The organism is Streptomyces sp. WAC06614, assembly GCF_003949795.1.
In the GTDB taxonomy this organism is placed as follows: domain Bacteria; phylum Actinomycetota; class Actinomycetes; order Streptomycetales; family Streptomycetaceae; genus Streptomyces.
In genome coordinates this window covers 1-8,919 of sequence record NZ_RPRY01000279.1, presented here as the reverse complement: position 1 = coordinate 8,919, position 8,919 = coordinate 1, and the positions used below count along the sequence as shown (strand labels likewise).

The following is an 8,919-nucleotide window of genomic DNA, read 5'->3' as shown; positions in this document are numbered from 1 at the left end:
GTCCAGGACGGCAGGGGCGACGGGGGCGGACCGGGGGCCGACGGCGGTAGCTCCACAGCGTCAGCGGCAGCGGTGGTGGACACGACTGTGGCGCCCGGCGCCGACGAGGTCATGGAGGTCGTGCTGGACATCGTCCACGGGCGGACCGGCTACCCCCACGACATGCTCGAACCCGATCTCGACCTGGAGGCGGACCTCTCGATCGACTCGATCAAGCGCGTCGAGATCGTCGGCGCCCTGGCCGACCGCGTCGGGCTGCTGCCGGGGGGCGCGGGCGCCGACGGCGACTCCGCCGACGGCAGCGCCGTCGAGGAGCTGGCGCGGATCAAGACCCTGCGCGGCATCGTCGACTGGATCGTCGCCCATCACCCCGCCGCCGCCCGCGCCGGCACGGCCCCCGCCCCGGCCGCCGGCGCCGGGCCCGCCGCGCACATGCCCGTGCCCCGGCTGCAACGGCTCCGCGTCGAGGACGTCCCGGTCGGGGAGGCCGATGCGCGGAACGCGGACGAGGTGCTGCGGGGGCGGCGGTTCGGCATCGTCGAGGACGGACACGGGATCGGACTCGCCCTCGGCGAACTCCTCCGCTCCCACGGCGCCGAGGTGACCCCCCTCACCGAACCCGGCCACCCCCTGACCGACGAGCCGGCCGCCGCCGAGAGCCACGCCGGGCCAGGCGCCGGGCCCGCAACCGCCGAGCCCGACACCCCCGCCGGCCCCGCAGGACCCGCAGGAGAGCCGCGGTTCGACGGCGTCGTGGATCTCGGGGCCCTGCGCCATGCCGCCGAGCCGGTGCTGCCCGAGGTGTTCGGTGGGCTTCGGCGGGTGCTGACCGGTGGAGTCCGTTGGCTGGTGCTCGTCACCGGGACGGCCGCCGATCCGGGGGCCGATCCGGTGCCCGGTGCCGGGATCCACGGCTTCGCGCGGACCGCGGCCCTGGAGTACCCGGGCACGGTGGTGCGGGCCGTCGACGTCGATCCCAAGGACCACCCGGAGCGGGTCGCGGCCCGGCTGCTGGCCGAGCTGTGCACCCCCGACGGGCCCGCCTCGGTGACGTACGGGCCGGACGGCGCGCGGTGCGCCCGGCAGGCCGTGCCGGGCGGGACCGCGCCGCTGCGGGGCGAACTGCCGCTCGACCGCGATGCGGTGGTGCTGCTCACCGGCGGCGCCCGCGGCATCACCGCCCGGACCGCCCTCGCCCTGGCCCGGGCCACCGGCTGCCACGTCGAGCTCCTGGGGCGGACCGCCCCGCCCACCGGGGAGGACCCGTTCCCGCACGCCCAGGACCGGGTGGCGCTGCGTGCCGCGCTGATCGCGCACGGCCTGCGCGCCCCGGCCGAGATCGAGGCCGCGGCCTCGCGGATCCTGGCCGGCCGCGAGGTCAGGGCCACCCTCGACGCCCTGGCCCGGGACGCCGCCTCGGTGCGCTACCACCGCGCCGACGTCACCGACGAAGCGGCCGTCCGGGCCGTGCTGGCCGACGTACGCGCCCGCCACGGCCGGCTCGACGGGATCGTGCACGGTGCCGGGCTGCTGCGCGACGCCCTGCTGCGGGACAAGGAACCGGCGTCCTTCGCCGAGGTGTTCGCCACCAAGGTCGGCGGGGCCCGCCACCTGGCGGCCGCGGCCGCCGAGCACGGCACCACGCCCGCCCCCCGGTTCCTCGCCCTGTTCGGCAGCGTCGCCGGCGTGTACGGCAACCGCGGCCAGTGCGACTACGCCGCCGCCAACGACGCCCTGGACACCCTCGCCCGGGCCTGGGCGGGCGGCTTCCCCGGCCGGGTGTTCTCCGTGGACTGGGGACCGTGGGCCGCCGAGGCCGGCGGGATGGTCACACCGGAACTGGAACGGGCCTACGCCCGCCGCGGCATCGCCCTGATCGACCCCGACGCCGGAACCTCGGCCTTCCTCGCCGAACTCGCCGGCGGCACCGACGTCCAGGTCGTCCTCATGGCCGAGCAGGGCGAGGGCGACGCCCCGGACGCGGCGGCCGGGAGCGCCGGCGGGGGCGGACACCATGGCTGAGCTGCGCCGCGGCCCACGGCCCACGGACGCCGCGATCGTCGGGATGGGCGCCGTCCTCCCGGGAGCCCCCGACCTCGCCGCCTTCCGGCGCAACCTCCTCGCCGGGACCGACGCCATCACCACCGTCCCGTCCGGCCGTTGGGACCCCGAGGTCTACTACGACGCGGCCGGTGCCACCGGCCCCGCGGTCAGCGACCGGTTCTACTGCCGGCGCGGCGGCTTCGTCGACGGGCTGGCGACGTTCGACCCGACCCGCTTCGGCATCATGCCGACGGCCGTGGACGGGGCCGAGCCCGACCAGATGCTCGCGCTGCACGCCACAGCCGAGGCGATCGCCGACGCCGGCGGCGAGGACCGGCTGCCGGCCGACCGCTCCCGCATCGGCGTGGTGCTGGGGCGCGGCGGGTTCATGGGGGTGGCCACCGCACGACTGGACCAACGGGTCAGGACCGCGCACCAGTTGGCGCAGACCCTGCGCGAACTCGCGCCCGAGCTCGGCGAGCGGCGGATCGCCGCGGTGCGGGCCGCGTTCCAGGAGGCCCTGGGCCCCGAGCGGCCGGACGCCTCGATCGGCCTGGTGCCGAGCTTCACCGCCGCCCGGACGGCGAACCGGCTGGACCTGTGCGGGCCCGCGTACACCCTGGACGCGGCCTGCGCCTCCTCGCTGCTCGCGGTGGACCAGGCGGTGGGCCTGCTGGCGGGCGGGCGCTGCGACCTGGTGGTGGCGGGGGCGGTGCACCACTGCCACATCGCCACGCTGTGGAGCGTGTTCACCCAGCTACGGGCGCTGAGCCCGAGCGAGCGGATCCGGCCGTTCGACCGCCGCGCGGACGGCACGCTGCTGTCCGAGGGCACCGGGATCGTGCTGCTGAAGCGGCTCGCCGACGCGGAGCGGGACGGGGACCGGGTGTACGCGGTGATCCGCGGGACCGGTGTGGCCGGCGACGGCCGGGCGGCCAGTCTGATGAGTCCGCTGCCGGAGGGCCAGGTACGGGCGCTGGAACGGGCCTGGCGGGAGGCCGGGCTCGACCCGCGCGCGGCGGACGCGCTGGGTCTGCTGGAGGCGCACGGCACCGGCACACCGGTCGGCGACGCCGCCGAACTCGACACTCTGGCCCGGGTGTTCGGCCCCGCGAGCGCGGCGGGAGCGGCCGGGGCGGCCCGGGCGGCCGGAGCGGGACCGGGCGGATCGATCGGGCTCGGCTCGGTGAAGTCGATGCTGGGCCACACCATGCAGGCGTCCGGCATGGCGGGGCTGATCAAGGCGGCCCTGGCGGTGCACGAGGGCGTGCTGCTGCCCACCCTGCACGTGGACGAGCCCCACCCGGACCTCGCCCGGACCCGGATGCGGCCGGTCACGGTGGCGGAACCGTGGGAGCGGGGCGGGGCCCCGCGCCGTGCGGGGGTGAACGCCTTCGGCTTCGGGGGGATCAACGCCCACGCGATCCTGGAGGAAGCCCCGTCCACCGCCGCCCGGCCGGCGCCGGCCCGCCGCTTCCTGCCCCTGGGCGGGACCGGGCAGGCGCCGGACAGGGCCTCGGCCTCGGCGGCGGCCCCCGCGGCGGGCGTCCTGGCCCGGGGTGAGCGGGTGCTGCTGCTGACCGCCCCGGACCCCGCCACCCTGGCCCGCCGGCTGGCCGAGGCCGGGGCGGCGGAGGCCGGGGCCGAGATGTGGTCCGGGAGCGACGCGGACGGCCCCTGCCGGCTCGCCGTGGTCGGGCCGACCCCGCAGCGGCTCGCGCTCGCCGCGAAGGTCGTGGCGCGCGGCACGCCCTGGCGGGGCCGGGGCGACGTCTGGTTCGGCCCGAAACCGCTGCTCGGCCCGGCCGGCGGCGGCCGGGTGGCCGTGCTCTTCCCCGGTCTGGAGCCGGAGTTCGCGCCGGCCGTGGGCGACGTGGCGGAGCGGCTGGGCCTGGCGGCGCCTGCGCTGACCCGGGGCACCGCCCTGGTCGAACGCGCCCTCGACGCGATCGGCGCGGGCCGGTTCTTCGCCTCGGCCCTACGGGCCCTCGGCATCGAGGCCGATCTCCTCGCGGGCCACTCGGTGGGCGAGTGGGCCGCGATGGTGGCCGCCGGGATGTACCCCACCGAGGCCGTGGACGCGTTCCTCGACTCGCTGCGGCCGGGTGCGATCGAGGTCCCGGACCTGGTCTACGCCGCCCTCGGCTGCGGCGCCGACCGCGCCGGGGCCGCCCTGCGCGGACGCACGGACGTGGTGGTCAGCCATGACAACTGCCCCCACCAGTCGGTGGTGTGCGGGACCCCGGCCGCCGTCGCCGAGGTGCTGGCCCGGCTGCGCGGGGAGGGGGTCCTCGGCCAGGAACTGCCGTTCCGCTCGGGCTTCCACACGCCGATGTGGGAGCCGTACCTCGGCCAGGTGCGCCGCGCCTTCGGCCGGCTCCCCCTGACCCGGCCCGCCCTGCCCGTCTGGTCGGCCACGACCGGGGCGCCGTACCCCGAATCGCCGCACGGGATAAGGGATCTGATCGTCCGCCACCTGGTGCGGCCGGTCGACTTCCGTCGGCTGACGCTGCGGCTCCACGAGGACGCGGGCGTACGGGCCTTCGTGTCGGCCGGGCCCGGCAGCCTGACCGGTTTCGTCGAGGACACCCTCCGGGGCCGTGAGCATCTCGCGGTCGCCACCTCGGCGCCGCGCCTGACGGGCCTGGCGGCCCTGCGCTGTACGGCCGCCGCCCTGTGGGCGGAGGGCCTGGACCCCGACTGGGCACGGCTCGCACCGGCACCCCCGGCCGCTACGGGCGCCACCCCGGAGCCACCGCGCCGGCGCCCCGGCGTGCCGCTGGACCTCGGCTCCCCCCTGGTCCGGCTGTCCCCCGAGACGGTCCGCACCCTCGGCGGGCTCTCGGCGGACCGGGCGACCCCGCCGGTCCACCGGGCGACCCCGCCGGTCCCCCGGCCGGTCCGTCCCGTCCTGCTCTCCGCCCTCGACGCGGACCCGGAGGACGCCCCCGCGCAGCCACCCGCGCCCCCGGAGCGAAGCCCGGCGGTCGGGCGCCGCACCCTGCGGCTGTCGCTCGCCGAGCTGCCCTGCGTACGGGACCACTGCGTGTACCTCCAGCCGGAGCACTGGCCCGAGGACTCGGACCGGTTCCCGGTCGTGCCGATGACGACCATGCTCGAACTGGCCGCCGGCGCCGTACGGCACGGGGACCGGGACGGGCACGGGAGCGGGCACGGGGCCGGGTACGGGGCCGACCCCGCCCCGGTCACCGTCGTCGGGTACGACGACGTCCGCGCCCTGCGTTGGCTGGTCGTCGAACCGGCCGTGGACCTGGAGGTGTCCACGCGGGTCCTGGCCCCCGGCCGGGTCCGGGTCCGGCTCGGGGACTGCGCCGACCTGGTCGTGCTGACCGCCCCCGCCCACCCCGCGCCGCCGCCGGCCACGGCCGGTCCCGTCCGGGGCGAACGACCGGCGCCCGTCAGCGCGGAGGCGCTGTACCGGGACCGGTGGATGTTCCACGGTCCGCAGTTCGCCGGGGTGCACGAGGTGACCGCTGTCGGCGAGGACGGCATCCGCGGGGTGCTGCGCGCGCTGCCGGCGCCGGGCGCGCTGTTGGACGCCGCCGGGCAGCTCTTCGGCCACTGGATGCAACTGCGGCTCCCCGTGGACCGGTTGGTGTTCCCGGCCACCGTCGACCGGATCCGGCTCTACGGGCCGCCGCCCGCGCCCGGCACCCTGCTGCACGCCACGGCCCGGATCCGCGAGGTGCGCCGGCTCTCGGTGCGCGGCGACGTCGAACTCCGGCTGCCCGACGGCTCGGTGTGGGCCGCGGTCGACGGCTGGACGTACCGCCGGTTCGCCGCCGACGAGCGGGTGTGGCCGATGAAGTTCACCCCGGAGGTGTGCGGCATCGGTGAGCCCCGGCCCGAGGGCTGGTGCGTCGCGCACCGCCGGTGGACCGACCCGGCCTCGCAGGAGTTGGTGATGCGCCGCTATCTCGGGGCCGGTGAGCGCGCCGTCTACGACGGCCTGTCGCCGCGCGCCCGCAACGCCTGGCTGCTGGGTCGGATCGCCGCCAAGGACGCCCTACGCAGGCTGCTGTGGGACCGCGGCGCCGGGCCGGTGTTCCCGGTGGAGGTACCCGTGGGGGCCGACGCGTACGGGCGGCCGGTGCCGCAGGGCCCGCTCGCCCAGGGTTTCCGGCTGTCGCTGGCCCACAAGGACCGGGTGGCGGTGGCCCTGGCCCATCCCACCGAGCCGGTCGGGATCGACGTCGAGACGGTGACCGCCGACCCCGGCGCCCTGCTCCGGGTGGCCTGTGGCCCCGGCGAGGCCGCCCTCGCCGAGGAACTGGCCGCTACCCAGGGCCTGTCCGGGCCGGCCGCGCTGACCGCGCTGTGGTGCGTCAAGGAGGCCGCCGCCAAGGCGGCCGGCACCGGGCTCGGCGGCCGGCCGCGGGACTGGCGGGTGACCGCCGGTCCGGAGGCCGGCGCCCTGCGGGTGGTGTCGCCCGAGGGCACCGCCCGGCTCGTACGGACCACTGTGCTGGCCGCCCCCGAGGGACGGCCCGGCCTCGACCACGTCGTCGCCTGGACCGCCGTACCGGCGGCCCGGCCCGTTCCCCTCATGGAGTCCACCCATGGCATCTGACGTCCGCACCGCGTCCGAGCTCCTCGCCGAGATCACCGGCATGCTCGTGGAGATCGTCGGCGACGAGTTCCTGCTGGCCGAGGAGGTCACCCTGGCCACGACCTTCAACGAGGACCTGGCCCTGGAGAGCATCGAGTTCGTGGCGCTCGCCGAGCTGCTGCACCAGCGGTACGGCGACGAGGTGGACCTGATGGGCTTCCTCGCGGAGAAGGACATGGAGGAGGTCCTGGCGCTGTCGGTCGGCGATCTCGTCGGCCACATCGCCCGGTCCCGGCAGCACCGCGCCGGCCCCCCGCACGCCGCCGGCTGACCGCCATGGCCGAGGTCCTCGCGAACTCCGTCCGCTTCCACGTCCAGCGGCTGCCCGCGCCCGTCGACCCCGACCCGGCCCGGCCGGTGGTGGTCTTCCTGCACGGGCTGGCGGTGGACAACCTGTCCTCCTTCTACTGTCCCCTCGCCCTGCCCGTCGCCCGTGCCGGCCACGAGGTGGTCCTCTACGACCTGCGTGGGCACGGCCGTTCCGAGCGGCCCGCCACCGGCTACGACGCCCGCACCGCGGTGGCCGACCTGGTGGCCCTGCTCGGCGCGCTGGGGCTCGGGCACCGGCCGGTGCACCTGGTCGGCAACAGCTACGGCGCCACCCTGGCGCTGCACGCCGCCCTCGCCCGGCCCGGCCTCGTCGCCGGGCTGACCCTGCTGGAGCCGCCGCTCAGCGGGGCATGGGTGGAGAACATGCTGGACACCCTGTCCGCAGCGGCCCTCGGTCTGGAGGGCAGCGTGGTGCCGTCCGAACTGCACGGGCTGCGGCTGCGCAAGGCGGCCCAGCTCACCACCATCGCCGACGCCCTGCTGAACCGGACCTCGCTGATCGACGACATCGCGACCAGCCGGGTGTTCACCCCGGCGGACTACGCACGGCTGCACTGCCCGGTGCTGGTCGTCTGCGGCGAGCACTCGGAACTGCTGCCGGGGGCACGGGAGTTGCTGGCGCATGCGCGCCGCTGCGTGCTGGAGGTGCTGCCGGGTCTGGGGCACGACGTGCTCAAGGAGACCAGCGGTGTGCTGCGCGCGTCCGTGCTGGCCCACCTCGACGCGGTGACGGGAGCACTGGTGCCATGAGGGTGCTCTTCGTGGTCCCGCCGCTGACGGGGCACGTCAACCCGACCGTCGCCGTCGGCGCCGAACTCGCCGCCCGCGGGCACGAGGTGGCCTGGGCCGGTCCCGCCGAGGTGCTCACCGGGCTGCTGCCGGAGCGGTCGCACGTCCTGCCCGCCGGGGAACGGACGGGCGACGGGTACGGACGGCTCCACGAGCGGTGGCGGGACCTGCGCGGGGTGGCCGCGCTCCGCTTCCTGTGGGAGGAGGCCCTGGTGCCGCTGGCCCGGGCGATGCTGCCGGGCGTGCTGGACGCCGTACGGGAGTTCCGTCCGGACCTGGTGGTCGCCGACCAGCAGGCCCTGGCCGGGCCGGTCGCGGCGCGTCGGGCCGGGGTACCGTGGGTGACCTCGGCGAGCACGTCGGCGGAGTTCACCCGGCCGTTCGACGGGTTCCCGAAGGTGGGCGCGTGGGTGGCGGAGCAGATCGCCGGACTGCTCGCGGAGTGCGGGGCCGGCCGGGGCTGGGACCCGCGGTTCTCGGACCGGCTGGTGCTGGTGTTCTCCACCCCCGAACTGATCGGGGCCGGAGCCGAGTTCCCCGCCTCCTGCGTCTTCGTCGGACCGGCCCTCGGGGCGCGTCCGGCGGGGGCGACCGGTTTCCCGTGGCGTCGGCTCGACCCCGGCCGGCGGCGGGTGCTGGTCTCCCTCGGCACCCTCAACGGGGCGGCGGGCGGCCGGTTCTACGAGGCCGTGCTCGCGGCCGCGGAGCCGCTGTCCGACAGCGTGCAGCTGGTGCTGGCCGCCCCGCCCGCGCTGGTGGGTCCGGTGCCCGGGCACGTGCTGCTCCAGGAGCGGGTACCCCAACTCTCCCTGCTGCCGCACCTGGACGCCGTGCTGTGCCACGGCGGTCACAACACGGTCTGCGAGGCCCTCGCCCACGGTCTGCCGCTGGTGGTGGCCCCGATCCGGGACGACCAGCCGATCGTGGCCGAGCAGGTGGCCTCGGCCGGCGCCGGGGTCCGGGTGCGCTTCGGGCGGCCCCGGCCCCAGGAGTTGCGCGCCGCGCTCACGAACGTGCTCGACTCCCCCGCCCACCGCCGTGCGGCACGGCGGATCCAGGCCTCGTTCGCCGCGGCGGGCGGAGCGGCCGCCGCGGCCGACCGATTGGAGAAGCAGATCTCATGACCC

The 8,919-nt window shown here is 77.1% G+C and carries 5 protein-coding genes; all 5 read left to right on the top strand.

Annotated features, from left to right (window positions below):
- Nucleotides 1–75 precede the first annotated feature (75 nt).
- The 5 genes from EF918_RS27680 to EF918_RS27660 are packed head-to-tail and all read left to right on the top strand — an operon-like array spanning nucleotide 76 to nucleotide 8,916.
- Nucleotides 76–2,022 (top strand): SDR family NAD(P)-dependent oxidoreductase, encoded by a 1,947-nt coding sequence (locus EF918_RS27680; RefSeq protein ID WP_221889761.1) that lies wholly within the window; start codon nucleotides 76–78, stop codon nucleotides 2,020–2,022.
- Entirely contained in the window at nucleotides 2,015–6,634 is a 4,620-nt protein-coding gene (locus EF918_RS27675) for a type I polyketide synthase (protein WP_125651655.1), read from the top strand. The genes EF918_RS27680 and EF918_RS27675 overlap by 8 nt, the downstream gene beginning before the upstream one ends.
- Nucleotides 6,624–6,944 carry an acyl carrier protein gene (locus tag EF918_RS27670; protein ID WP_125651654.1) on the top strand — a complete coding sequence of 107 codons (321 nt, stop codon included), beginning with the start codon at nucleotides 6,624–6,626 and terminating at the stop codon, nucleotides 6,942–6,944. Before EF918_RS27675 ends, EF918_RS27670 begins: the two co-directional genes overlap by 11 nt.
- Nucleotides 6,945–6,949: 5 nt before the next feature.
- On the top strand, nucleotides 6,950–7,753 hold the full coding sequence (locus EF918_RS27665) for an alpha/beta fold hydrolase (RefSeq protein WP_125651653.1): 804 nt from the start codon (nucleotides 6,950–6,952) through the stop codon (nucleotides 7,751–7,753).
- The gene (locus tag EF918_RS27660) at nucleotides 7,750–8,916 is read left to right on the top strand and encodes a glycosyltransferase (RefSeq protein ID WP_185921946.1); all 1,167 of its coding nucleotides are present in this window, start codon (nucleotides 7,750–7,752) and stop codon (nucleotides 8,914–8,916) included. The genes EF918_RS27665 and EF918_RS27660 overlap by 4 nt, the downstream gene beginning before the upstream one ends.
- Nucleotides 8,917–8,919 lie beyond the last annotated feature (3 nt).

Excerpts from the sequence above, each read along its gene's own strand:
- EF918_RS27675 (WP_125651655.1), top strand. The coding sequence starts at position 2,015 with ATGGCTGAGCTGCGCCGCGGCCCACGGCCCACGGACGCCGCGATCGTC.
- EF918_RS27660 (WP_185921946.1), top strand. The coding sequence starts at position 7,750 with ATGAGGGTGCTCTTCGTGGTCCCGCCGCTGACGGGGCACGTCAACCCG.
- EF918_RS27665 (WP_125651653.1), top strand. The coding sequence starts at position 6,950 with ATGGCCGAGGTCCTCGCGAACTCCGTCCGCTTCCACGTCCAGCGGCTG.
- EF918_RS27670 (WP_125651654.1), top strand. The coding sequence starts at position 6,624 with ATGGCATCTGACGTCCGCACCGCGTCCGAGCTCCTCGCCGAGATCACC.